General features: G+C 40.0%; 24 protein-coding genes. 12 read left to right on the forward strand and 12 right to left on the reverse strand.

The window, feature by feature from the left end; all coding sequences use genetic code 11:
- Window positions 1–13: 13 nt before the first annotated feature.
- Window positions 14–739, forward strand: a complete 726-nt coding sequence (locus K8F54_RS07185; protein WP_290788961.1) for a queuosine precursor transporter — start codon at window positions 14–16, stop codon at window positions 737–739.
- A gap of 17 nt (window positions 740–756) precedes the next feature.
- Here the strand turns inward: K8F54_RS07185 and K8F54_RS07190 are convergent, their stop codons facing one another.
- Window positions 757–1551 carry a DUF2797 domain-containing protein gene (locus K8F54_RS07190; RefSeq protein ID WP_290788963.1) on the reverse strand — a complete coding sequence of 265 codons (795 nt, stop codon included), beginning with the start codon at window positions 1549–1551 and terminating at the stop codon, window positions 757–759.
- A 44-nt stretch (window positions 1552–1595) separates the two neighbouring features.
- On the opposite strand from K8F54_RS07190, the gene K8F54_RS07195 reads away from it, so the two are divergent.
- Window positions 1596–3110 carry a GH3 auxin-responsive promoter family protein gene (locus K8F54_RS07195; protein WP_290788964.1) on the forward strand — a complete coding sequence of 505 codons (1515 nt, stop codon included), beginning with the start codon at window positions 1596–1598 and terminating at the stop codon, window positions 3108–3110.
- 119 nt (window positions 3111–3229) lie between these two features.
- The gene (locus tag K8F54_RS07200) at window positions 3230–3424 is read left to right on the forward strand and encodes a hypothetical protein (protein ID WP_290788966.1); all 195 of its coding nucleotides are present in this window, start codon (window positions 3230–3232) and stop codon (window positions 3422–3424) included.
- Window positions 3425–3503: 79 nt separating this feature from the next.
- Here K8F54_RS07200 and clpX read toward each other — a convergent pair whose 3' ends face one another.
- From clpX to K8F54_RS07240, 8 genes are all read right to left on the reverse strand, one after another.
- Complete coding sequence (gene clpX / locus K8F54_RS07205) at window positions 3504–4736, reverse strand: ATP-dependent Clp protease ATP-binding subunit ClpX (RefSeq protein WP_290788968.1); 1233 nt, start codon at window positions 4734–4736, stop codon at window positions 3504–3506.
- A gap of 27 nt (window positions 4737–4763) precedes the next feature.
- Window positions 4764–5438: an ATP-dependent Clp endopeptidase proteolytic subunit ClpP gene (gene clpP, locus K8F54_RS07210; protein ID WP_290788970.1), complete on the reverse strand. Its 675-nt coding sequence runs from the start codon at window positions 5436–5438 to the stop codon at window positions 4764–4766.
- A gap of 81 nt (window positions 5439–5519) precedes the next feature.
- Window positions 5520–6839 (reverse strand): trigger factor, encoded by a 1320-nt coding sequence (tig, locus tag K8F54_RS07215; protein WP_290788972.1) that lies wholly within the window; start codon window positions 6837–6839, stop codon window positions 5520–5522.
- 115 nt (window positions 6840–6954) lie between these two features.
- Window positions 6955–7299, reverse strand: coding sequence for a phage holin family protein (locus K8F54_RS07220; protein WP_290788975.1), 345 nt, complete (start codon window positions 7297–7299; stop codon window positions 6955–6957).
- A gap of 79 nt (window positions 7300–7378) precedes the next feature.
- On the reverse strand, window positions 7379–8887 hold the full coding sequence (locus K8F54_RS07225; RefSeq protein WP_290788977.1) for a G-D-S-L family lipolytic protein: 1509 nt from the start codon (window positions 8885–8887) through the stop codon (window positions 7379–7381).
- An 18-nt stretch (window positions 8888–8905) separates the two neighbouring features.
- Window positions 8906–10156, reverse strand: a complete 1251-nt coding sequence (locus K8F54_RS07230) for an OmpP1/FadL family transporter (protein WP_290788978.1) — start codon at window positions 10154–10156, stop codon at window positions 8906–8908.
- A gap of 113 nt (window positions 10157–10269) precedes the next feature.
- Window positions 10270–11031, reverse strand: a complete 762-nt coding sequence (locus K8F54_RS07235; protein WP_290788980.1) for an alpha/beta fold hydrolase — start codon at window positions 11029–11031, stop codon at window positions 10270–10272.
- Between the two features lies 1 nt (window position 11032).
- A complete protein-coding gene (locus K8F54_RS07240) occupies window positions 11033–11746 on the reverse strand; it encodes a pyridoxine 5'-phosphate synthase (RefSeq protein ID WP_290788982.1) in 714 nt (237 codons plus the stop codon).
- 84 nt (window positions 11747–11830) lie between these two features.
- Here K8F54_RS07240 and K8F54_RS07245 point away from each other — a divergent pair, with 84 nt between their 5' ends.
- The 8 genes from K8F54_RS07245 to murI all read left to right on the forward strand — a co-directional run bounded on the left by K8F54_RS07245 (window position 11831) and on the right by murI (window position 19816).
- Window positions 11831–12487, forward strand: coding sequence for an acetoin utilization protein acuB (locus K8F54_RS07245; protein WP_290788984.1), 657 nt, complete (start codon window positions 11831–11833; stop codon window positions 12485–12487).
- A gap of 6 nt (window positions 12488–12493) precedes the next feature.
- A complete protein-coding gene (locus K8F54_RS07250; RefSeq protein ID WP_290788986.1) occupies window positions 12494–13378 on the forward strand; it encodes an NAD kinase in 885 nt (294 codons plus the stop codon).
- A 99-nt stretch (window positions 13379–13477) separates the two neighbouring features.
- Entirely contained in the window at window positions 13478–14173 is a 696-nt protein-coding gene (locus K8F54_RS07255) for a DUF6089 family protein (protein ID WP_290788988.1), read from the forward strand.
- A 6-nt stretch (window positions 14174–14179) separates the two neighbouring features.
- A complete protein-coding gene (locus K8F54_RS07260; protein WP_290788990.1) occupies window positions 14180–14923 on the forward strand; it encodes an isoprenyl transferase in 744 nt (247 codons plus the stop codon).
- The gene (locus tag K8F54_RS07265) at window positions 14892–17498 is read left to right on the forward strand and encodes a POTRA domain-containing protein (RefSeq protein WP_290788992.1); all 2607 of its coding nucleotides are present in this window, start codon (window positions 14892–14894) and stop codon (window positions 17496–17498) included. Before K8F54_RS07260 ends, K8F54_RS07265 begins: the two co-directional genes overlap by 32 nt.
- A 38-nt stretch (window positions 17499–17536) precedes the next feature.
- The gene (locus K8F54_RS07270) at window positions 17537–18400 is read left to right on the forward strand and encodes an OmpH family outer membrane protein (protein ID WP_290788993.1); all 864 of its coding nucleotides are present in this window, start codon (window positions 17537–17539) and stop codon (window positions 18398–18400) included.
- Window positions 18401–18446: 46 nt separating this feature from the next.
- Window positions 18447–18956 carry an OmpH family outer membrane protein gene (locus K8F54_RS07275; RefSeq protein WP_290788995.1) on the forward strand — a complete coding sequence of 170 codons (510 nt, stop codon included), beginning with the start codon at window positions 18447–18449 and terminating at the stop codon, window positions 18954–18956.
- Window positions 18957–19024: 68 nt separating this feature from the next.
- Window positions 19025–19816 carry a glutamate racemase gene (gene murI / locus K8F54_RS07280; RefSeq protein WP_290788997.1) on the forward strand — a complete coding sequence of 264 codons (792 nt, stop codon included), beginning with the start codon at window positions 19025–19027 and terminating at the stop codon, window positions 19814–19816.
- Here the strand turns inward: murI and K8F54_RS07285 are convergent, their stop codons facing one another.
- From K8F54_RS07285 to K8F54_RS07295, 3 genes are read right to left on the reverse strand one after another with little or no spacing between them, the layout of a single operon-like run.
- Entirely contained in the window at window positions 19817–20329 is a 513-nt protein-coding gene (locus tag K8F54_RS07285; protein ID WP_290788999.1) for a gamma carbonic anhydrase family protein, read from the reverse strand.
- A 10-nt stretch (window positions 20330–20339) separates the two neighbouring features.
- Complete coding sequence (locus tag K8F54_RS07290; RefSeq protein ID WP_290789001.1) at window positions 20340–21071, reverse strand: LytTR family DNA-binding domain-containing protein; 732 nt, start codon at window positions 21069–21071, stop codon at window positions 20340–20342.
- The gene (locus K8F54_RS07295; RefSeq protein WP_290789003.1) at window positions 21072–23267 is read right to left on the reverse strand and encodes a histidine kinase; all 2196 of its coding nucleotides are present in this window, start codon (window positions 23265–23267) and stop codon (window positions 21072–21074) included. It lies immediately after the preceding gene.
- Between the two features lie 205 nt (window positions 23268–23472).
- On the opposite strand from K8F54_RS07295, the gene K8F54_RS07300 reads away from it, so the two are divergent.
- A partial coding sequence (locus K8F54_RS07300; RefSeq protein WP_290789005.1) for a VWA domain-containing protein occupies window positions 23473–23901 on the forward strand: 429 nt, incomplete at its 3' end.

Consider the following 23901-nt stretch of genomic DNA (forward strand, 5'->3'; position numbering starts at 1 on the left):
TCTAATCAAAAAAATGGAGGCAGGACTCACCATCAAAGACCGCTTGTTGGCACAACGCATCTACCTGATTCTAGGCGCATTATTCATTGCCTCTTTGGTAGTTTCCAATTTGATCTTCCAGAAATTTTTTCATTGGGACTTTTTCGGATTATATACGTTTGAAATCTCCGTAGGCATATTACCCTATCCCATCACCTTTTTAATTACCGATATTATTAGTGAGGTTTATGGAAAGAAAAAAGCAAATCAGGTGGTTACTGCCGGGATTTTCGCCTCTTTCTTTTCGCTCTTAATCGTATTTGTATCGAGTGCCGTCCCGGCTACAACTTGGAGCCCTGTCAACGACGCCCTGTTCAACCAGGTTTTTGGAGCAACGGCTGTAGCGGTGTTTGCCTCCATGATGGCCTATTTGTTTGCCCAATATATCGACATTAGGATTTTTCATTTTTGGAAACGCGTTACCAAGGGAAAACACCTTTGGCTGCGGAATAATTTCTCCACCTTCCTTTCTCAATTTATCGACACGTTCACTGTATTGCTATTGTTGTGTAGCTTCGGAAAGATTGACTGGGCGTTATTTGGACCGTTGCTGCTGAGTGGCTTTTTATTTAAAGTGCTTATCGCCGCCTGTGACACGCCGTTTTTGTACGCCGCGGTTTATTTATTCCGAAGAAGATTCGGGCTGAAACTTGGAGAAGAACTAAGAGATTTTGAAATTATTTCTGAAAGATCAAATTGACCGCTAATACTGCTGTATTATTGAACAGTTATTCCAACCACATAACCTTCACTGCCGCGAATATTGAAAACCGTACCGTCTTCAAAGAGTAGGTACTGCCCTTTGATTCCTTTTAAAAGACCTTCGTAAAAGGGGGTTTTATCCAGATTGAGGCTTTTCAGTTTGGTAGGATACTGCAACACCGGAAAATCGAGGTTGGTTTCCTTGTTGTTTTCAATATAATAGACTTTTGCTTCTTCCGGAATAAACGGCTTCAATTTGTTGCGCCATGCTACCAGATCTTCATCCTTGATTTCGTTCTTCAGCATGGTCCTCCAGTTGGTTTTATCACTTACATGGTCCTTTAAGGCAACTTCGGTGATTCCGGCCAAATATCTATTGGGAACTTCAACGATCTCGATGGCCTCATGCGCACCCTGGTCGATCCATCGCGTTGGCACCTGACTCTTACGCGTCACTCCCACTTTAACATTGCTGCTATTGGCCAGATACACAATATGAGGCTGTAATTGCACCTTTTTTTCATATTCCAAATCGCGATCCTCCTTGTCGAGATGTGCCGTACTCAATTCGGGCCGTATAACCCAGTCTGCCGCCTGTGGAATCTCAAAAAAACAGTCATAGCAAAAGCCTTGGCGGTATATTTTCTTTTCCAAACCACAGTTTAGGCATTGATAGCGCAAAAATTCAATAGACACCTTTTTGTCCAGTAACTGATTGACATTTAGGAAGTCATTCTCAAAAACTAGGTAGTATTGAATAGGAGTGCCGTTTTCGGTCTGCATCTTTGTTAAAACACCTTCGTAATTCATTGGAAGAAAATCGTTATTTTTATTGCTTAAAGATAGGTCAAAAAATGCCAATACCCATAGTCAATTCGATTGCCACCTGGTTCCTGAAGAAACGGTTCCACCAAATTGAGTTGTTCCTGAAATACCCTATCGACGTGCAGGATGAGTTATTGCAAAACTTACTTCAGAAGGCAAAGTATACCGAAATTGGCAAAGAATACGACTTTGAAAGTATTCATTCGTATCGCCAATTTGCAGAGCGCGTTCCTGTAACTACTTACGAAGACAACGAAGCGCGCATTAAACGTGCCCGAAAGGGGGAAACCAACATCTTTTGGCCTACCCCCATTAAATGGTTTGCCAAATCCAGCGGGACCACCAATTCAAAAAGTAAATTTATTCCCGTGAGTAGCGATTCGCTTGAACATTGCCACTACGCCGCTAGTAAAGACTTGCTCTGCATGTATTTGAACAACAATCCCGATTCTCAATTATTTCTAGGGAAAAGTCTGCGTTTGGGTGGCAGCAAAGAATTGTATGAGGAAAATGGTACCGTATTCGGGGATCTTTCGGCCATTTTGATAGACAATATGCCGTTTTGGGCGGAATTCAGCAGTACACCGAGTAGCGAAATTTCATTGATGAGCGATTGGGAAACCAAGATGCAAGCCATCGTAGACGAAACCATAAAGGAAAATGTGACGAGCCTGGCCGGCGTACCCTCCTGGATGCTGGTGTTACTGAACAACGTAATGGAAACCACCGGAAAATCCAACCTTTTTGAGGTTTGGCCCAACTTGGAAGTGTATTTTCACGGGGGGGTGAGTTTCGACCCTTATATTGAACAGTACAATAAGTTATTGCCGAAAGCAGATTTCAGATACTATGAAATTTACAATGCTTCGGAAGGGTTTTTTGCTATTCAAGATCGCAATGCCAATAAGGAACTACTGTTGATGTTGGACTACGGAATTTTCTACGAATTTATTCCTATGGACACGTACGGTTCTTCCGAAGAAACCATCATTCCGTTGAGCGAAGTGGAAGTTGACAAAAACTATGCAATAGTAATCACAACCAATGCCGGACTGTGGCGCTATAAAATAGGCGATACGGTGCGATTTACTTCAACCAACCCTTTCCGAATAAAAGTTACAGGACGCACCAAACACCATATCAATGCCTTTGGAGAAGAATTGATTATTGAAAATGCAGAAGCAGCACTTCGGAAGACCACCAAACTCACCCATACCGAAATTGTAGATTACACCGCCGCTCCTATCTTTATGAATGGCAAAGAAAAAGGGGCGCACGAATGGATCATCGAATTTAAAACACCTCCCGAAGATTTTAACACCTTCTCCAAATTGCTCGATCTCTCCTTACAAGAGGTAAACAGCGATTACGAAGCCAAGCGATTTAACAATACCACCTTGCGAGCACCTACCATTCACTGTGGTAGGGAGCGTCTTTTTTACGATTGGCTAAAGCAGAAGAATAAATTGGGCGGACAGCACAAGGTGCCAAGACTCTCTAACTCAAGAGATTATCTTGAAGAATTGTTATCCCTGAACAATTAGTCTGTTTTTTCGCTAAAAACTGCAGTTCAACGAATTTCCGAAGCCTTTATCTAATAGTTTTGGTAGTACTTTTCTTACGTCGTACGTTTGTAGTATAAATCTTTCATTTTTTGGGGCAGATGAAAACAGTAAAATATTTTATCGTAGCAATTATATTGATAGTTGTACTATTGGCGGGGCTTACTTCTTGTGCCACTGCTCATATTGAAAAAGACACGAACGAGGTTGCGGGTTACACTTTAAAAAATAAGGCAGAGCTTATGCAACAAAAGATCTTGAATTCCCAACAGAAAACGGTTGTAGTTAAACCGTAATCTAGTTTTTGATTAATAGTTAAGTTAGATAAAAAGCCTCGGTTATACCGAGGCTTTTTTATTTGCCAAATGCAGTACTTTAAGAAACCGCCTTTAATTTTTTAATGGTCGATTTGTTTAATTTATCCTGTGCATAATCCAATGTAACATTCAGGGTTTTATCATCGGTACTTGGTAGTTCGTACATGGCGTCGGTTAAGACCGCTTCGCATAGCGAACGCAATCCTCTCGCGCCCAGTTTGTATTCAATGGCCTGATCCACGATAAAATCCAAAGCTTCTTCGGTAATCACAAAATCGATCCCGTCCATTTCAAACAACTTCTTGTATTGCTTGATGATGGCATTCTTTGGTTCGGTTAAAATGGCACGCAGGGTTCCTTTGTCCAACGGATCCATATAGGTTAAGACAGGTAGTCTTCCTATAATTTCGGGAATCAATCCAAAATCCTTAAGATCCTTCGGAATGATATACCGCAGTAAATTGTCCCGCTCCATGGTATCTTCCTTCTTGGAAGCACTAAAACCAACCGCTTGCATATTCAACCGCTTCGAAATATGACGTTCTATTCCGTCGAAGGCGCCTCCTGCGATAAATAAGATATTTTCGGTATCTACCTCGATAAATTTCTGATCTGGGTGTTTCCGGCCTCCCTTTGGCGGTACGTTAACCGTTGTCCCTTCTAAAAGTTTCAGCAGTGCTTGTTGCACACCTTCGCCACTCACATCACGAGTTATAGATGGATTATCACTTTTTCGTGCAATCTTATCTATTTCGTCTATAAAGACAATTCCGTTTTGGGCTTTTTCCAAATTATAATCCGCCGCTTGAAGTAAACGTGTTAAAATGCTTTCCACATCTTCCCCCACATAGCCGGCTTCGGTTAAAACCGTCGCATCTACAATCGCCAAGGGCACATTTAACATCCGCGCGATGGTTTTGGCGACCAAGGTCTTTCCGGTTCCGGTTTGCCCTACCATGATGATATTACTCTTCTGAATATCGATATCGTCATCAGTCTTTGGCTGTAACAAACGCTTGTAGTGATTATACACCGCCACCGACATCACCTTCTTGGTGTGATCTTGCCCAATCACATAGTCGTCCAAAAATTCCTTGATGGATTTCGGCTTTTTCAGCATTAATTCCTTGCTCAATTCGCTGTTGGTAGCATGCAACGCTTCTTCCACCACAATACCGTGCGCCTGCTCTATACAGCGATCACAGATATGTGCGTCCAATCCTGCAATCAACAAGTTGGTTTCGGCTTTTTTACGGCCACAAAACGAACATTCTAACTCTTCTTTCGACATATGTTTTGTTTCAAATTTAAATGAAATCTAGCCTCGTGCTAAAATTTCATCTATCATTCCATATTCCAGAGCTTTATCGGCTTTCATCCAATAATCGCGGTCACTGTCCTCGTATACCTTCTCGTAGGTTTGTCCGCTGTGCTTGGCAATAATATTATATAACTCTTCTTTCAAGGTAATTATTTCCTTGGCGGTGATCTCAATATCGCTCGCCTGCCCTTGCGCTCCTCCCATGGGTTGATGAATCATCACTCGGGAATGGGTCAATCCGCTGCGTTTCCCTTTGTGACCTGCACATAATAGCACTGCCGCCATGGAGGCTGCCATTCCGGTGCAAATTGTGGCCACATCGGGCTTAATGAATTGCATGGTATCGTAAATTCCCAAGCCGGCGTATACACTGCCTCCCGGAGAGTTGATATATATTTGGATGTCCTTGGAGGCATCGGTGCTTTCCAAGAACAACAATTGTGCCTGTACAATATTCGCTACCTGATCGTTGATTCCTGTTCCCAAAAAGATGATCCGGTCCATCATCAATCGAGAAAAAACGTCCATCGCTACTGCGTTCATCTGACGTTCTTCAATAATATTTGGGGTAAGGTTTACCGGGTACATGCTGCTTACAATCTTGTCGTAATACATGCTATTGATCCCATGATCCTTGGTAGCAAAGGCCTTAAATTCTTTTCCGTAGTTCATAAATAATCTTCAAATTTTAAAGTAAAAAAAAGCGTTGAATCGATACATTCAACGCCTAAATATAACTATTTTATTGCTGAATTACTCGTAGGCTTCCTTTATGAATTTCTCATAGGTTATTTCCTTAGTCTTCAATTTTGCATTTTCCTTAAAGAACTGAAGTAATTTGCCGGTAGTTAGCTGTTCGCTAAGGCGCTTTACTTCTTCCTCATTCGATAAAATTCGCGCCGCAATATTTTCCAATTCTTCGTCGGAAGGGTCCATCTGTCCAAATTGCGCCATCTGACCCTTGATCATGGTTTTTGAATAGTCTTTCAACTCGTCAAAAGTAACCTGTAAGTTGTTTTCGGCTCTAATCTTACCTTCTATCAATTGGTAACGCAGTCCTTTTTCACTGCGCTCGTATTCGGCTTTGGCTGCTTCTTCGGTCATGGGTTTCTCTCCTGAAACCTGAATCCAACGCTGTAGGAACTCATTTGGCAAATCGAATTTGGTATTCTCGATTAGTGATTCTACTACATCGTTTAATAATTTCTGATCGCTTTGTTGCTCAAATTGCTTTTCGGCGTCTTCTTTTATCTTCGCTTTTAATTCTTTTTCTGAAGTCACTACCCCTTCACCAAACAGCTTATCGAATAACTCCTGATTCAATTCGGCCATTTCACGAGTGTTCACTTCTTCTATTTTCAGGCTTACCTCAATGTCTAAACCATGGGCATCGTCATGTGATACTCCGAAATATTTTTGATTGTCATGGTCATCGGCAAACATTCCTTTGGTTTTGAAAGTAATGGTATCGCCTACTTTTGCCCCAATCAAACTTGCTAATTGCTTCTTCCCGGTAATCACGCTAGTTTCGAAGTTCGCTTGCTTTTCAATCTCCCTTTCGGCATTGGAAAAAGTACCTGTAACCTCATCGCCTTTTGCCACGGTGTCTTTCGAAATCAATTTTCCGTATTGCTTGCGAATGGTCTTTACTTGGTTGTCCAACATCTTGTCATCGGCAATCACTTTGTAATTCGTGATGGCCTTTTTAGTAACGTCTACTTCGAAAGAAGGAGCAAGCCCCAGATCGAATTCGAATAAAAAATTATCGGCTTTCCAATCGATATCCATTTCGTTCTTCGGAAGAGGATTTCCAAGTACATCCAGTTTTTCTTCGGTTAAAAACTTATGCAGTGAATCTTGCAACAGTTTATTTACTTCTTCCACCAAAACGGCAGTTCCGTATTGCTTTTTAACCATGCCCATAGGAATGTGGCCTTTTCTGAAGCCTGGAATATTTGCAGTTTTACGGTAGTTGTTGAGTACTTTCTCTACCTTTTCTGAATAATCCTCTTTTGTAATTTCCACTGTCACCACAGCGTTTAGACTATCGATGTCTTTTTTTGTAATGTTCATCTTGTATGAAATATTTTCAGTATAAAAATAAGCACCTTCCTTGTCCTGAAGGCGGGTGCAAAAGTACGACTTTAAATGAAATGCAACAAGATTTTACAAACTGGAATTCAGTCGTTTATTTTTTCTCATCCAACATAGAAAATAAGATGGATTGTAAAAAAGAAAGCAGCAAACTAAACAATAAGGCCCACCAAATATTCGAAACAGCAAAACCACTTACAAAATAATCGGCCATTAAGATGATACAGGCGTTGATAATAAGTAAGAATAACCCAAGGGTAAGTATAGTTACGGGCAGCGTTAAGATCACTAATACAGGTTTAACAATAAGGCGTAAAATTCCTAAGACAACGGCAACAATTATCGCCGAAACATAACCGTCTACTGCGACACCGGGCAATATATAAGCAAGAATAACAACCGCTATTGCAGTAAGTAAAACTTTTAAGATCAATTTCATAGGATTCTATTTTTATAAAGATAAAAAAAAAACCGTCCGCTTTTGGCGGACGGTTTCATAAAATATTTAGAAGATCTAATTAATTGTTAGATGCTTGAATCGTTCCATAGGTACCAATATTCACATAAGGAATGGTAGCGTCATATTTTCTGTTGATCGCCTTGATTATTAGGTTTGCAGTGTATGCATACCCTCTTGGCGTTGGGTGAACCCCATCCAATGAGAACGCACCTCCTGTTACAAACGCCGAAGTCAACATTCCCGCATCGTAAGGAACTCCAGTACTAGCCACTTGAGCCAAGGCAGATTTTGCATCTACAAAGGCTAGACCGTTCGCATCTGCGATCGCTTGAATGGTGGCGTTGTAAGAAGCAGCAGCTATTGCTACACGTCCTTGTTCAACGGCAGTGAGTACATATTGATCCCCTACTGGTATAGAAACTCCTATGACCCCTTGCGGATTACCAGGATCTGGTGTACTACCTAAAACAGAAGCAGCGGTTAACACTACTAAATCGTTGTTATTTGCTTGACGTAACTGCCCTAATAGCGCCGCTGTAGCCGCTGGTAAAAAAAACGGAGGTCCTTGAAGAATTCCACTTAAGTCGGTTAGATCGTCGTCTGTCATAATTGGGAAGTTTACACCAGCCGAAAAGTTAATCTGTCTGGCAGCTGCTTCATCGGCAGAAATGATCCCCGCTTGAGCAAGACCAGGCAATACCTGTGTATTATACAATGCAAATTGCGCATTCAACGCTCCAGCTGTAGCCGCATCCAAAGGAATAGACCGAGCCGGTACCGTAGTAAAGTAAGGAATAGAAGTAACATCCGGAATATTGAGTAATACACCACCGCTACTGGTAGCCATCAAGGCATCTACTTGAGCACTATACGATGCTGCAAATACGTTGGGATCGGTAATATCGTTAAATCCGTAAGTTGTAGGATCTAGGTTTCCTGTTTGGTCTACTCCTAAACCACCAGAGGTAGCATATGCAAGAATATCGTTATTTCCAATCCAAAGGCTAAAGAAGCTCGGACTCATACTCACGGCATCTCCAAGAACAGTAGCACTTGCACTGGTTTGAAAACGCGCAAACCAAGGATTTAGGGCACCATATCCTGAAACACCCAAATGAAAACTCTTTGCTCCAGGAACTCCCATATTATTAAACGGTCCTGCAGCGCTAGTTGCTACGTCGGTTGTTGGTGTCCCCACCAAACGAACCGGGCCCGGATTTCCATTTTCATCTACTGCAAGGATATATCTGTTTTCAGCCACCTGCGTACCATTCAATAATAAGCCACCAATGTTATCGTTCATCAAAGGCTGTGTAAAATCACCTCCACCAGCTTTTGCAAACTGTTGTGCCATAATGTTAGGATAGGAATTTTCTTGTCCGGTGATGTACAAGGCGCCATCTGCATAACCCGCAGTTAATGAATTTCCAACTGCCACATAAGTGCTAAGGTTTGCTGTTCCGCTATCGTAGAATCCTTCGGAATTAACCGGATTGTCAAACTCTACTTCACAACTTACTAAACCAATGGCCAGTAAGCCTATACATATTTTTATTGTGTTTTTCATCTTGTCTAAATTTTTCAATTACATTTTATACGTAACACCTAAACCGGGAACAAATACATTATTCTTATATGTTCCTCCAAAAGGAGCAGCCTGTCCATTTTCAAAATAGTAGTCGTACGAAGCGTCCACTTCTTTGAAATGCAAGTAAAGGAATGAAGCATCTACTTCGAAATGATCCCCTACATTCACCGTAAGTCCTGCTGTATAACCATTGGAATCGTTACGCGGTGTTTCGGGCGCAAAGTATCCATCTTGTACAGGTGATTCGTCAAAATAGTATCCCGCTCTTAACGTAAACATTTTCGTTGCATCGTATTGTATTCCAAAACGAAATGTTGAAGCATTCTTATAATTTCTTGCATTCTTAGAATCGGGGATATTTTCATTCGCAAAATCAATATCCAAAGATTCATACGCATCCCAGAAAACACGGTTCACATCAAATGCAAACAACCACTTCTCACAAAATTGATAGGAAAGTCCTACGGTAATTTCGGCAGGCAGTGGTAATGATGCATCAAAGGTTGTATCTTCGAAAGGCGTTAGTGGAGAATTGGGAATGTTTTCGAAGGTCGCATCTCCATCTTCAACGTTCATGTCGATTTTAGAGCGATAATTTGCCCCAATCGTTAGTTCTTCAGTGGGTCTAAACATTGCTCCAACAGTCCAACCCCACTCATTGATACCAGTAGCGTCTATGGTTACATTCGATCGGTTACCATCCAAATCGGTAAGGGTTCTGTTCAAGTTACGGTTAAAGTTTACTGAACCGGTTGCATAAATTGGTCCACCACCAAAACTCAAATACTCACCAATTTTAAAAGATACGGTTGGTTGAATAAAAATAGCCTGAAGTTCAATGTTGTTCACCAAATGTGATCCTGCCCAGTCATCTTCGTAGGTTACACTACTTCCGTAAGGGGTATACACTCCCAAACCAAATGCCAACCAGTCGTTTGCTTGATATGAGGCATAAAAATACAAGGGTGTACTTGTTGAATTGTCTGTTTCGGCATAATCACCGAAGTTTTCATTTTGGTAAGATACATTTGCGAACACGCCGCTTACCCCGGCTGAAATATTCAATTTATTTTCTAAATGGACCAACCCGGCTGGGTTAAAAAATACAAGTTCACTGCTGTTTATTACAGCAACTCCTGTATGTCCCATTGCCAAAGATTTTTGACCCTGCAAACTTACACGGTATCCTCCGGCATACGTTATTGCTGTAGCTAAAGCAAAAACAGCAAGAAGTAAGACTTTCTTCATAATAATTAAGTTAGATTAAATGTTTGTTTTTATATGATTCTACTAAAAGTACGCATTCTGATTGGGTTTACAGTTATTTGTTATGCGTACATAATAAAATGACTATTGCAATGTTATAAAAAATCCTTCACATATCGGTAAAAATCGGCAGGATTTTCGGCATGAAGCCAATGACCGGCCTTAGAAATTGTCCTTATTTTCGACTTCGGAAAATGTTTTCTTATTAATAATTCATCCATATCCTCTATATAACCCGAACGTTCCCCTCGAAGAAACAGCGTATCTTTTAAAAAAAAAGATCCTTCGGGCAATGGTTTTCCAATCTCTTCAATCGTTTCTGAAAGGACCGGTAAATTCATCCGTAGCCCTAGCTCTCCTCTCTGTTTCCAATACAAATTCTTCAGTAGGAATTGGCGTGTCCCCATGTCTTTTATATATGCCGAAAGTACCGTATCTGCTTCGCCTCGCGAATCTATTTCAGAAAAATTCAACATAGTCAATGCCTTTAAAATATCTTGATGGTGTGGTGGATAGGCCTTTGGTGCAATATCTGCCACCAATAACTTGGAAACTAACTCTGGATAGCTCACGGCAAACAACATGGCCACTTTACCTCCCATGGAATGACCGAGTAAAACAATCTCGTTCAATTTATAGTGGTCGCAATATGCTTTTAGATCCTTTACCAAAAAATCATAGCTAAAATCATCACTGTGAAAGCTTCGTCCATGATTCCGTTGATCGATCAAATGCACTTCGTAGTCTTGTTCGGCGAATTGATTTCCCAGCGTTTTCCAATTGTCACCCATCCCAAGAAAACCATGAAGGATTACAAAAGGCGTTCCTGTTCCAATAATTTGGGAGTGTAGCAGCATATTAGGCCAGTTTTTGTAAATAGCTTTTAATCACAGTTTCCAATCCCTCATAAAGTGCTTCGCAAATTAGTGCATGACCAATCGAAACCTCAAGGAGATATGGAACATGTTCTTTAAAGAATTTAATATTTTCTAAAGACAGGTCGTGACCCGCATTGATCCCTAAACCCAATTGATTTGCCAATTCTGCACAGGCAGCATAGGGTTTGACAGCATCGAAGTTACCGAGACTGAATTGCTTCGCAAATTCTTCGGTATACAGTTCGATACGATCGGCACCGGTTTGCACGGCTCCTTCTATCATTTTCAGATTGGGATCTACGAATATCGACGTGCGAATACCCTGATTTTTACATTCCGCAATAATTTCGGCCAAGAAATCTGTATGCTTTACAGTATCCCAGCCTGCATTCGAAGTAATAGCATCTACCGCATCGGGAACCAATGTGACCTGTGTGGGTTTAATCTTAAACACCATCTCTAAAAACGAAGGTATTGGATTGCCTTCAATATTGTATTCGGTACTTACAACGGGCTTTAAATCGTAGGCATCCTGATATCGTATATGTCTTTCATCGGGTCGTGGATGGACGGTAACCCCCTGTGCACCAAATTTCTGTACATCTCTAGCCACTTGTACCACATTGGGCATATTACCCCCGCGAGCATTGCGCAAGGTGGCTATTTTATTAATGTTTACGCTTAATTTTGTCATCCCTTCACTTTGAAACACAAAAATACGAACTTGAAGCTCGGTTTTGCGTCTTAATTTTAAGTAATTTGCACTAAAATTCAGAATTTGGATACGCAGACTTATATAATAAACGATATCAAGCCTTTTGACATTTCTTCGGAAATAAAAGACGTGCAAACAGCATTTAACCAACTCACCTATTCACATGTTCCCGTGAAGAAGGATGGAGTTTATGTTGGCTGTATTAGTGAGGCCGATGTGCATTGCCTAGAGAGTGACAAAACCCTTAAAGAGTACCAATATACTCTGGAAACATTCTTTGTGCGAAAAACAACCAACTGGTTGGATATTTTAGAAGCCTTCGCACTTAACAATTGTAATATCATGCCGGTCTTAGGAAACAACAACAAGTACTTGGGATATTACGAATTGAGCGATATCATGAATCTTTTTAACAATACCCCATTTTTAAATGAAACAGGGGGAATTATTGTTGTTGAAAAGGGGATGCGGGATTACTCGATCAGTGAAATCTGTCAGATTGCAGAGTCGAACGACGCGCGGATACTCGGGGTTTTTATTTCGAAGATCGAGAACGATGTAGTTCAGGTTACCATGAAGGTAGGGCATTTGGGTATGAATGCTATGGTGCAAACATTTAGACGATATAATTACAATGTGGTTTCCAATCACGACGAAGATAAATTCTTGGAGGATCTAAAGAGCCGTTCCAATTACTTAGACAAATACCTTAATATCTAGTGTAGGATGAAGATTGGAATCTACGGACAGTTTTATCACGAAAACTCTGAAGCCTACATTCAGTCAATTTTGGATGCCCTTCAGAAAAAAAATGTGGAAATAGTGATCGAGGAGAATTTTCTCGATATCATCAACCTACACCAAGACATTACAAAGAATTTTTCGGGCGTGGACACCTTTTCTGAATTGGACGATTCGTACGACCTATTTTTCAGTATTGGTGGCGATGGTACTATTTTGAAATCGGTCACCTTTGTTCGCGATCTCGGTATTCCGATTGTCGGCATCAACACAGGTAGATTGGGTTTTTTGGCGACCATTCAAAAAGAAGAGATCGCCCAAAGTATCAACCAAATTTTAAATGGCGACTATTCAATTTCTGAACGGAGCGTCCTTACTATTGAAACTGAACCTAATAATACAGAGATTCATCCGCTTAATTTTGCCTTGAACGAAGTAGCTGTTAACCGAAAGAATACTACCTCTATGATTAAAGTAGAGACCTTGGTAAATGATAAATACCTCACTTCGTATTGGAGTGACGGACTTATCGTTGCGACTCCAACAGGGTCGACAGGATACTCTTTAAGTTGTGGTGGCCCTGTGATAGATCCCAGCACCAATAGTATAGTGATTACTCCCATTGCGCCACATAATTTGAATGCGCGGCCCTTGGTCATACCGGACAACAGTGTTATTTCTCTAAAAGTTTCGGGGAGGGAGAAATCGTATTTGGTATCGTTGGATTCGCGCATTGCGACCTTAGAAAATGAAACAACCATCGTCATCAAGAAAGCGCCTTTCCCAATTAATTTAGTACAATTGCATGATGACAGCTTTATAAAAACACTTCGGAAAAAACTATTGTGGGGAGAAGACAAACGCAACTAAACAATAAAATACTTCAAATATTGTTAATCAACAGAGACTATTTCTCTTAGAATTCGTTAGAGCGAAGTTTATTATTATATTTGCAAACTTTTAAGGTGTATGAAGTATTTCACAGGTCTTTTATTCTTACTAGCTACTACATTTGTTGGGCATTCACAAACCTATGAGATTGGTGGTATGCTTGGCGGCATGAACTATATTGGCGATGTAGGCAGGACTAATTATATAAGCCCAAACTCATTTGGTTTTGGCGGTATTTTTAAATGGAACCGAAGCCAAAGACATGCTTTTAGGGCATCTGTATTGGTGGCAAATATAAAGGGGGATGATGTAGATTCGAACGAAAGTAGGCGGCAAGAACGCGGTTATTCTTTTGAAAATTCAATTCAGGAACTTTCAATTGGGGTAGAATATACTTTTTGGGAATTTAATATGTATAGCGGGCAACCTGTTTCGGCTCCATATCTTTATACAGGTCTTACGTATTTTGGTTATAATGCTCTATATAAAAGAAATGGCAGTAATCAAATAGTAGATTATGACACTGCCGGTGCCGTGGCCATTCCGATGGTGGTGGGTTTTAAAACTACCGTAGGTACAAAAATGGTATTGGGAATGGAGATAGGCGCACGATACACTTTTACAGATGATCTGGACGGAAGTAATCCTGTAGGAGGGCTAGCCGATGAAGAAGGTCTGAAATTTGGGAATGTAAACAGCGACGATTGGTATGTCTTTACAGGAGTAACCCTTACCTTTACCTTTGGCCGAAAACCTTGTTATTGTAATTTTTAATATGGAATGACTTTACTAGACCAAATAGACAAAAGCAAGCTGCCCACTCACTTAGCGGTGATCATGGATGGCAATGGTCGTTGGGCAAAACAGAAAGGCTTGTTCCGAACTATGGGTCATGAAAAAGGTTCTAAGGCAGTACAGGAGATTGTAGAAGCCTGTGGCAAACTCAATATTTCTTACCTTACCCTGTACGCATTTTCTACTGAAAACTGGAAACGACCTAAGTTGGAAGTAGAACTCCTCATGAAATTGTTGGTGGCTTCCCTGAGAAAAGAAATTAAAACACTTCAGGAGAATGACATTAAACTCAATGCAATTGGCAATCTGGAATCCCTTCCGAAGAAAGTATACAAAGAGCTTCTAGACGTTATCAAAAAGACCGAAAACAATAGCCGAATGACTTTGACATTGGCGCTGAGCTATGGTTCTAGAGAAGAATTGACAAAAACTGTCCAAGAGATTAGTCATAAAGTTAAAAATAACCTAATTTCGCCCGAAAATATTGATGAAACGGTAATTAATAATCATCTTTACACGCAAAATTTACCAGATGTTGATCTACTTATACGCACCAGTGGTGAGCAACGTATTAGTAATTTTCTTCTTTGGCAAATTGCTTATGCCGAATTGTACTTTACAGAGACCCTTTGGCCAGATTATACTAAAGACCATCTTTTTGAAGCAATATTAAATTATCAAAACAGAGAAAGAAGATTTGGAAAAACCAGTGAGCAGCTTAAAGAATAGTCCGCAAGTGCATATTTACAAAAAGTTTTATTGTATTTTTCTATTTACAATACTTTCAGTTTTTAACGTTGCTGCACAACAAAAAGAACTCGACAGCGGTCGAAAATATACCATTAACAAAATAGAAGTTACCGGAGAGCAAAGCTTCAACGAACAAACCGTTATCGCTTTTACCGGACTTAAAGAAGGGGATCGATTATACATTCCCGGTGAAAAACTGAGCGCAGTCACAAAAAAGCTTTGGGAACAGAACCTCTTTAGTGATATTGCTTTCTACGTCACCAATATCGATGGTGACTTAGTTGATCTGGAATTATATATTGTTGAACTCCCAAAACTTAATAAGATTACGATCCATGGTCTTAGAAAAGGGAAAGTCAAAGAAATTATTAAAGAGAACAATTTAAATTCGGGTGTTAAGATCACTAAAAACCTTCTCACCACGACCAAGAACAATATTGCAAATAAATACCGTAAGAATGGTTTCCTGAACACACAGGTCATTATTACTACCTCCCCAAATGTAGATTCGACTGGCGTTGAAGTGGGAAGAGACATGTCAATTAGTATTGACAAAGGAGCACGCGTAAAAGTATCTTCTTTGGAGTTTGAGGGCAACCAAGAGTTAACCAAAGGGAAGCTGCGAAGATCCATGAAGAATGTGAAAAGAAAGAATTTTATTCGCTTTTGGAAAAGATCAAAGTACAGTGAGGATGGTTTTGAAGAAGACAAAGCTTCCATTATTACCAAATACAAATCGAACGGATTTAGAGATGCCCGTATCTTGAGCGATACACTTATTGTTAGGAATGAAAGCAATATCAAACTGAAACTCAATATTGAAGAAGGGCAAAAATATTATTTTGGTGATATTCGATTTATAGGAAACAGTGTCTATACAGACAATGTATTGCGACAGGTCTTAGGAATAAAAAAAGGGGAAGTGTATAATGGTGTTTTGTTACAGGAACGAATTGAAGATAATTCAGATCCTGAAGCTAACGACCTTACCAACCTATACCAAAACAACGGATACCTATTCTCTAAGATAAATCCTGTTGAAGTGGCCGTTCGAAATGACACCATAGATTTTGAAATTCGTATCATTGAAGGTAAGATTGCGTATTTCGATCATATCACCGTTGTTGGAAATGACAAGACCAATGACCACGTAATTTACCGTGAATTACGCACGCGCCCCGGACAAAAATACAGCAAGCGGAATGTGGTAAGAACGATACGCGAATTAGGGCAATTAGGATATTTCGATCCTGAGCAAATTGGCCCGAACTTCAAGAACGTAGATGCCAACAACGGCACCTTGGATATGGAATATTCGGTCGTTGAGAAAGGCGCTAGCCAGATCGAATTGCAAGGAGGTTACGGTGGTGGTGGATTTGTTGGAACATTGGGATTATCCTTCAACAACTTCTCGTTGCGTAATATTTTAAACGGTGAAGCATACAAACCTCTCCCAATGGGTGATGGTCAAAAGCTTTCCCTACGGGCACAGGCAAGTAGTTTTTATCAAACTTATAGCCTTTCACTAGTAGAGCCATGGCTTGGCGGAAAAAAACCGGTACAATTAAGCACCTCTTTTTCACATACCATTCAGTATTTTTATGACTATAGAAATAGAGAGGCCGATAAAAGTAGGAGTTTCCTTATTACGGGTGGTTCGGTTGGAATTGCCAAAAGATTGCAATGGCCCGATGATTATTTTACCTTATCACAAGCAATTAGTTATCAGCATTACAATCTGAAAAATTACAACACAGGTTTATTCACCTTTGGGGATGGTTATTCAAATAACGTAGCCTATACCATAGGGCTTAGCCGTAACAATACAGCGACGAATCCAATTTATCCAAAATCTGGGTCGGAATTTAGTATTACGGCAAAGCTAACACCTCCGTATTCGGCGTTTAACGGTGTGAATTATAAAAATTTGGCAAATGAGCGTGAGGTACTCAATAATATCGCTCAAACCGATGTGGACTATACGGATGCCCGCGAACGAATTGCCGAAATAGATCAAGAGCGATTTAAATTTCTTGAATACTACAAAATCAAATTCAAGGGAACTTGGTATACCAAATTAATAGATGACCTAGTGCTTCGGACCAATACCGAATTTGGGTTTTTAGGCGCGTACAACACCAGTAGAGGAATCCCTCCTTTTGAAAGATTCTACGTAGGTGGAGACGGTCTGGGATCCTTTAGTTTGGACGGAAGAGAGGTGATTCAGTTAAGAGGATATCCTAACCAATCACTTTCTAGCAATGATGGAAATACCATTTATAATAAATTTTCGTTAGAATTAAGGTATCCAATTACTTTAAAGCAATTGGCATCTATTTATGTACTTGGATTTGCAGAAGGCGGTGCTTCTTACGATGGATTTAGAAATTATAATCCATTTAATATAAGTAGGTCTGCTGGCGTAGGATTACGTATATTTATGCCTGCGTTCGGATTATTGGGGATCGATTTTGGATACGGATTTGATCCGGTCCTTGGAGGAATTGAAAAAAATGGATGGGAAACCCACTTTATTATTGGACAGCAATTTTAAATTTGGCACGATATTTTCTTAAACAACAACCAACAATTATGAAAACTACAAAATTACTTTTTTCCGCGCTCGTACTTTTGTGCTTTAGCTTTTCAGCAAATGCGCAGAGAGGCGTTCGTATTGGATATATTGATATGGAATATATTCTCGAAAGCGTTCCCGAATACACCGAAGCAGCTACTCAGCTCGAAGGAAAAGTACAACGCTGGAAACAGGATATTGATAAAAAACAAAAAGCGATCGATCAAATGAAGCTCGACCTAAGCAACGAACGCGTATTGCTTACGAAAGAACTTATTGAAGAACGCGAGGAAGAAATTAAAATTGAAGAAGATGAAATGCTTCAGTACCAACAAGACCGTTTTGGTCCAAATGGTGACTTGATGATTCAAAGGAGACAATTAGTGCAGCCTATTCAGGATCAAGTTTTCAATATTGTACAAGAGATTGCCGAAGCAAAAAAATACGATTTCATTTTTGATAAATCGGCAGATGTTGTAATGCTTTTTGCCGCCGAAAGAAATGATATCAGCGATCAAGTATTGCGTAGTATCAACCGTGCGGCAAAACGAACAGAAGCTACCAATAAAAAAGAAAAGCGAGAGATTGAAGTTAGGGACAATTTATCTATGGAAGAAGATAAAGAAGTAACCGAAAGAGAAAAAGCGTTGGAAGACAAGAAAAATGATCGTGAGAAAATGATGGAGGAACGTCAACGAGTTCGTGATTCTATCCGTGCTGCCAAAAAAGCCGAATTTGATGCCAGACGCCAAAAATTACTTGATGAAAGACAGCGTAGAAAAGATTCTATATTAAACGCCCGTAATAATAAAAATGATATTCCTCCTACAGGTGACGGAGACGGAAAAGAAGAGGAAGAAGACGACGGCGGCGGAAACTAAAACAATAACCCTTAATAATCATAACACTAAATTTAATACTATTACAATGAAAAAATTTAAATTATTTGCAGTAGCCGTGTTGCTTTTTGTTGGTGCTACCAATTTTGTAAATGCCCAATCAAAAATAGCGCATATAGACACACAAGCACTGGTTGAAGCGATGCCTGAAATGAAAGCAGCGCAAAGTCAGCTTGAGAAACTTCAGAAAACATATGATACTGAAATCAAAGCAATGGCAAAAGAGCTTGATAACAAAGTGAAACAATACGAAGGTGAAGCCGATTCAAAAACGGAAGAAGAAAATGCAAAGCGCGTACAAGAAGTACAGGGAATGCAGAACAATATTGGTGCTTACAGACAACAAGCCCTAAAAGACCTTCAGCAAAAAGAAATCGATATCTTCCAACCGCTTTTAGAAAAAGCACGTGCTGCCATTCAAAAAGTAGCAAGAGCAAAAGGATATCAGTATGTGATGGACTCTGCAACAGGTAACGGAGTAATCCTTGCCGATGGATACGATTTGTTAGCAGATGTTAAAAAAGAATTGGGAATCTAATCAATCCCTCTAAAAAATAATTGTAAAACTGCCCTTCTTATTGGAGGGCAGTTTTTATTTTTATACAAATGAACAAACAGGCTCCCATAGGTGTTTTCGATTCGGGTGTTGGTGGAACTTCTATCTGGAAGAAAATCCACGAACTCTTACCCTATGAGAATACAATTTATCTGGCCGATAGTAAGAATGCCCCCTATGGGTATAAGTCGGCAGAGGAAATTACTTCCTTAAGCATAAAAAACACCGATGCCTTATTAAAATTGGGATGCAAACTAATTGTTGTGGCTTGTAACACAGCAACAACAAATGCCATCGCGACATTACGTTCCAAATACGAGGTGCCTATTATTGGCATTGAACCCGCTATTAAACCGGCAGCCCTTAAAACGAAGACCAAGAGCGTCGGAATTTTGGCCACAAAAGGAACCCTGAGTAGCATACTCTTCCACAGGACCTCTTATGAATTTGCCAAGGACATTTCGGTACTCGAAATCGTAGGCGAAGGATTGGTTCCACTTATCGAAGAGGGCAAGCTGGAAAGTCCTGAAATGCATAGGTTGCTCCATATATATGCAAAACAACTTATCGACGCTAACGTAGACTATCTGGTTTTGGGCTGTTCACATTACCCTTATATCGTTTCGCAGCTTAAGGAATTGCTGCCTGATGATGTTACCATAATTGATTCGGGGGAAGCAGTGGCACGACAGACTAAAATTTTGTTGGAGAGACACGGCTTATTAAATGAACGTACTGTGAAGCCAAACCTCCAGTTTTTCAGCAATGCTAAGATCGACACATTGGCCATGCTTTTATCTGAATACTCTGAGGACATTTCAGTAACAAAAATGGAATTCTAATTACTCGCTAAACCAACTCGAATACTTCACATAGTTTTCGGCTATTCTATGAATCTCACCACGGAGTAGTTCTTCGCTGATGTCTTTTACTTTTTTGGCAGGAATACCCGCATAGATACTTCCCGATTCAACCCGCGTATTCTTGGTCACTACAGCACCGGCCGCAATAATCGAATTACTTTCTATCACGCAATCGTCCATAACAATGCTTCCCATACCAATTAACACATTGTCGTGCACGGTACATCCATGGACAATCGCATTGTGCCCAATTGATACATTATTGCCAATGTTTGTAGGTGATGTTTGGAAGGTTGCATGAATCACCGCGCCATCTTGTACATTTACCCGATCTCCCATTCTTATATAATGGACATCCCCGCGAATTACGGCGTTAAACCAGACACTACATTCATTTCCCATAAGCACATCTCCTACAATGGTAGCATTTTCGGCAATAAAACAATTGGCTGGAATCTTCGGAGCTTTTCCATTCACAGGTTTGATTATCATACTATAAGGTTTAACTGAAATAAGCCAATAGTTCTTTCTTCTTTGAAGGGCTCACCATAATCTGCTTCCCGTTGCTCAACACCACACTGCCCCCTTTTCCTTTTTTGTACTCGGTGATCGCATTTACATTGACCAAATACGATTTATGGACTCTGGCGAACCCACTGCCATTCAGTGTATCTTCAAAATACTTCAATGTTTTACTCACGAGTCTTTTCTTATCCTTTAAAAAGATATTGGTATAATTGTCATCGGCTTGACAATAGAGGATATCTTCTATCTGAAGCACCTCAAACCCGTTTTGCAGCGGAATCGTTATCTTTCCGGTCACCTGTGCCTGTACGGGCTTTAAAACCGCATTCTGAAGGCTGTTTTCCTTTTCTTTGATTTCTGAAACATAATCCACAGCCTCAATCAATTTATCGATCGATATAGGTTTCAGCAAATAATACGAAGCATGGGCGTTCAGCGCATCGATGGCATAGTGATTATAGGCAGTCACAAAAACCGTTTCGAACTGGCGATCGCCTACTTTGTCCAATAGATCGAAGGCATTGCCATAGGGCATTTCCACATCGAGAAACACCAGATCGAGATCGTTGTTTCGTATAAGCACCAAGGCTTCTTCGACATTTGATGCCTCACCCAATAATTGCACTTTGGGACAATATTTTGACAGGTAATTACGCAGGATCTCCCTACTATTTTCCTCGTCCTCAACCAGAATTGCGCGTAAATTCATTTAGTCTTTCTTTAAAATAAGTACTACTCGGGTTCCTTCTTCATTTTCATATACATTCTCCACGGTTACATCCACCCTATCTTTATACATTTCATTTAAAATAGAAATTCGTTTTTGGATATTTCCCATCCCTTTAGAGTTCTGTTTCTTTTGGTGTTCGGTCTTTAGTTCTTTCGATTTTTTCCTTCCTATACCATCATCGGTAATGGTGATTTTTACCGTTTCTGAATCTACCTGCTGAAAATGAATGGCCAAAAGCCCTTTCTCTTCCTTGTATCGAAGTCCGTGCCATACCGCATTTTCCACATAGGGTTGTAGTAACATAGGAGGAATGACAAACTCGCCAACCTTTAATCCTTCATCTATTTCGATAGTATAATCAAACTTATTCTGAAAACGGGAATGCTCCAATTTCACATATAATTCCAGTAGTTCGATTTCTTTGGCTAGGGGAATAAAATCTTCATCACTATTCTCCAACACCGAACGCATTAATTGTGAAAAATCACTCAAATATTTATTGGCAGCTCGCTCGTCGTTAGTAGCTATAAAACTATTCACCGAATTGAGTGCATTAAATATAAAATGCGGATTCATTTGTGTTCTGAGTGTTTTCAATGCCAGTAGATTGTTTGCATATTTTTGTTGTTTAACACTCTTGAACTGCGTATAGGCAACAAGTAAAAACAACAAGGCAATCAGAATCAGGGAGCCGATGATCCATTTTTGAACTCGATTATTCTTTTCAATAAGTTCTTGATTCTCGAAAGCCAATTGATATCTGCTTTCGTTAAGCTCTCGCTCACTTTCAAGGCTAATAATTCGGTTTTGCTTTAAGGCAATTTCTTTGCTGAAACGCGCTGCTTGTGAGATCTCCTGTTCTTTTTTAATGTACAACTCATCCACAACTTCCACATACCGTTCATAACTTTCAGCAGCTTTTCCAAAATCGCCTATATCTCTGTAGATTTCTGAAAGTTTCCTTGTAGCATCTTTTTGCACAACGAGGTCTTCCTTTTTATCTGCTTCGGTAATACTCTTTTCGAGATACGGAATGGCCTCTATATATTTTTCCTGACCTACATAGGCATTGGCAATTTTATAATTTTGGCGCTGTGCGGTAAGCGGGCTATTAATATCTTCTTCTTCGGTATCATCCAATGATTTTATCTCGTCCAGCGCTTCCTCCCGCAACTGAATCTCCTTTTCAAAATCTCGGTTCTGATTGTAAAAATCGGCTACCTTATTTTTTTCGGCAACAGCTCTTTTTTTATTTTCCTTCTTTGCCAAATTCAACGAATTATCGAAATATTGCGTTGCCTCTTGCACCGCTCCACCCTGAGCATAGGCCGCTCCAATTTTCGAATTTAAATCGGTTATTTTAGGTGTTATCTTATGCGTATTGGCAATATCTAGTGCTTGTTGATAATTGAACACACTCTTCACCGGGTCGTTGATTGCCTTGTAGGTATCGCCAAGGCCTTCAAAAACTTCTACTTTTTGGTAATTGGTAAGCTTTTCCTTTAAAAGTTCTTTATATACCGAAATACTCTCCTGATAATTCTTGTTATTCATAAAAGCGGAAGCCAACTTAATGCGGGTGTCAACCCTCGGACTGGCTTCAATACTTCGCTTGTAGTTGTTTACGGCCAAATCGCCCTGTCCCCAATACAAATTGATATCCCCCAAGGTGGAAAATGCAGTGGCATTCTGATCGTTGGTCGCTGTTTTGCTTCGGACAGCTTCTAAGGCCCTTGTGACATATTCGATGCTCTTTTGTGCGTTCTTCTTTAGAAAATAATTCGAGGAATCGATATAAATCTTAAAAAGGTCTTGTGACTTTCTGCTGGTGGTTGTTTTTAACGGAATGGTTTGTTCTTCCGATTTATGAACTTCAACCGTAATACGCTGCTGATCCTTAATCACATAATACACTGTTTTAAAGTCATCACTCCGTATAATTAATTCATCCCCCACCTTTGCCGAAATACTAAACTCTCCTGCATTATTTGTAGTCGTATAACTCCCACCCAAAATCTCCACATTAACTCTTGAAATCGGAGAATAGGTTTCGGCATCAATCACCTTTCCTTTGAGCAAAAAAGAAGCCCTGGCATCTCGATTTGTCTGTGAAAACAGACCCCCTGACACCAGTAGGATTATAGCAAGAAGTATAATTGAAAACGCTTTCATCATTGACTTTAAAGTGTAAACATACGCACTTTGACTGACTTGTTAAAATGGCCAATTGCCAAATTTTAAGAGATATACCTCTTGAAATTGAACTTAGCTAATCAAAAATATTGATTCCCTAATCAATAAGGGGTGTTCCCTCAATCACAGTTTTTCATTAAAATAGTTCAAGGTAGGTTTACAGCGCAAATTAAAAACAATTCAAGCTATGAAAAAGTTACACTTATTAATGCTACTCATTACTTGTATGGCCGCATTATCCTGCCGTGCAGATATATCGAAGCCACTTGCAGACAATGTTACCCCAATAGAAGGCGATTCCCCTTTGATTAAAGCACATCATATCAAGGTTGCTTTATTATTGGACACAAGCAATAGCATGGATGGTTTGATAGACCAGGCCAAGGCACAGCTTTGGGAAATTGTCAATGAACTGTCCTATGCAAAATGTCGAAATGAAAGACCAAATCTTCAAATTGCACTTTATGAATATGGAAATGACAATCTAAATTCGAGAGATGGCTATATTCGTAAGATTCTAAGTTTTACCGAAGACTTAGACGACGTATCAAAAGAACTATTCTCACTTACAACTAATGGTGGAAGTGAATACTGCGGAACGGTTATTCAAGCTTCT

Origin of the sequence: Altibacter sp. (genome assembly GCF_019913785.1) — a bacterium.
Taxonomy (GTDB): Bacteria; Bacteroidota; Bacteroidia; order Flavobacteriales; family Flavobacteriaceae; genus Altibacter.